Source organism: Acetatifactor sp. (genome assembly GCF_982438285.1).
This window is the reverse complement of the sequence record NZ_CEWDFQ010000401.1, coordinates 1-2,461: the sequence shown is the minus strand read 5'-3', so window position 1 is coordinate 2,461 and position 2,461 is coordinate 1. Positions and strand designations below refer to the sequence as shown.

The following is a 2,461-nucleotide window of genomic DNA, read 5'->3' as shown; positions in this document are numbered from 1 at the left end:
GCATATTTTCTCAGGCGAAAGAAGGAGAGCAATATCTTCTTACGGATGGACAGGGTAACATTATCTATGCCAAGGGAGGCAGATACCAAAGCAGCGACTCTTTGCAGGAGGAGGCTCTCACATCATTTTTGTACAGCTGCACGGGACAGTCGGCGGAGCTTTTAAGGCTGGACGGAGAGAAATATCTGGCAAGCTGCGTCAATATGGACGGAGAATTTTACCTGGTGTGGCTGGTGCCCTATCAGAATCTTTCCGCCACTATCCGACATGTGGGATTTATCTTTGCGGCCATAGGAATATTGGTAGTGGTGATCGTGCTGCTGCTTGCGTTTGCCATGTCTAAGCGGGTGTACGCTCCCTTAGATGAGATGGTGCGCACTGCCGGCAAGGAGGGGGTTCCCTCCAAGGATATGTCCAAGAGACTGGCGGATACGGAGCTGTCTACCATTGCCAGAACCTATCAGTCTATGGTGCAGACCTTAAACCATATGAACATAAGAAAGGAGCAGGAGGAGCTGGCGGCTTATTTAAGCAGCAAATCCACCCAGAAAAGCACGCCTGAGTGGGTGGAGGAAACCTATGGCAGAGAGGAAGTCCATAGCCGTTTAATCTGCCTGCGCATCAGCGATACCAAGGATTTCCATGACAACAACACTGAGGAGGCCATTGCTTTTGAGCTTGAGACCATAAAGAGCATTGTGGAGCAGGTGTTAAAGGGAACGGGTGATATTCTTGTGACGCCTGTAGACCGGGAATATCTGGCGGTGATGCTGTTTTCTGAAAGCAGTATTGCAAAGGAGCGGATTATTTCCGGCATACGGGAGGTATTCTCCGTGACCGGGGAGCTTCTGCACATTGGCATGGACGCAGGAATCAGCAAGGAAAAGGAAGGCTTTGGAGAGCTGAATATTATGTATCAGATGGCAAGAGCCGCCACAGCGTACCGCTTTATGTATGGTCTTGGCTCCATTGTGACGGAGGAGGAAATGGCGGTGCGGGCGTTAAACGGGAAAGCCTCTCCGGACATTTCCCGCCTGATGAAGCTGTTAAAGGACTGCGACAGAGAGGGCTTTGCCAGGGAATACCGCCGTATTATCGGAGAAATCAAGAGCCTTTCCATTCAGACGGCAATGGATGCCCTTATGGATATGGCCTCCCAGATGATCACCTATTACCATACCTTACACTATCGGTTTGAACCGCTGTCAAAGACTGACTACGAGGCATTGAGTCAGGGCCTTTCCGCCTATGAATACATGGATGACATCGGAGAATGGTTTTTCCACCTTGCAGAGGAAATCTGGATGGTGCTGGAGCGGTCAAGACAGACGGGCAGAGAGGACATTGTGGAAAAGGCTGTGGCTTACCTGCAGGAAAACTATGCGGATCCGGGCATCAGCGCCCAGCTTCTGGCGGATAAATACCACATAACGCCCTCCTATTTCAGCAGACTCTTCCATGAAAAATGCGGCTGCGCCTTTCCCGACTACCTTACCACCCTGCGGATGGAAAAGGCAAAGGAGCTTCTGCTTTCAGAGAGCAATAAAAGCATACAGGAAATCTGCGAGCTGGTGGGATACAGCAACCCCTCCTACTTCAACGCTATTTTTAAAAAGAAATTCGGCGTCACGCCAGGGCAGTTTCGAAAGAATCATAGAAACGGGCAGTGATTTTTATACTTATAGTATTCATGCACCAGGCTTTTATAGCCCCAGTCCTTTAAGGTCTGATAACGGATGCGGTAATTGCCCCTGGCGTGGCGGCCGGTGGCCGCAAAGCGCAGGTACTGCTGCAGATAAGCGTCCACCTGTCTGAGCCCCGTATCCACAGTGAGATTGGGAAAAAACCATCTGCTCCAGGTGAAATCTTCTTCCTGCTCCTGACCGTAGAATTTCCGGTTCATGGCCCGGATGAAGCCGATGGCAGCCTTGTCTGGCGCCAAGCCCTTTCTGCGCTGCCATCGGCGCAGCGCATTGGCTTTGCGCCTGATCTTTCCCTTGATCTTGTAAATGGTGTTTGGAGAAAGATCCACCTCTCCATTATGAAAGGAAAAGCCGAGAAAGTCAAAGGGCTCCCCGGGAGCGGAAATATGCACCTTTTCGGGATTTATGGAAAGCCCCAGGGATTTCAGTCTCTCATAGAGCTGGGCTTGTCTTTTTTCCAGCGCTTCCAGGGTGGGCGCAAAAAGCAGAATATCATCAGAGTAGCGAAAATAGGGTACGTTTTCTCCTTCAAAAAAGGCGTCCGTATCCCGCAGATACACGTTGGCAAAAAAAGGAGAAACAGGAGTGCCGGCCATGGCACCGTGATTTTCCCTCACAATCTGAGAACCGTCCATTACCCTGCTTTCCCGAAGAACCCGGGTAAACAGGGAATAGAGAGCGGGCTCTCTTTTTTGAAGAAAGGAAAGCCTTTCCAAAAGAAGCTCCACGTCTATGGAGTTAAAGTAATTGCTGATATC

At 50.3% G+C, this 2,461-nt stretch carries 2 protein-coding genes; one reads left to right on the top strand and one right to left on the bottom strand.

The features are described 5' to 3' along the window. A partial coding sequence (locus AC1WIP_RS14495; RefSeq protein ID WP_481142495.1) for a helix-turn-helix domain-containing protein occupies positions 1-1,670 on the top strand: 1,670 nt, incomplete at its 5' end. Here the strand turns inward: AC1WIP_RS14495 and AC1WIP_RS14490 are convergent. After that, positions 1,652-2,461: reverse transcriptase domain-containing protein (locus AC1WIP_RS14490; protein WP_481142494.1), on the bottom strand; the 810-nt coding region annotated here is incomplete at its 5' end. The two genes, AC1WIP_RS14495 and AC1WIP_RS14490, sit on opposite strands and share 19 nt — an antisense overlap.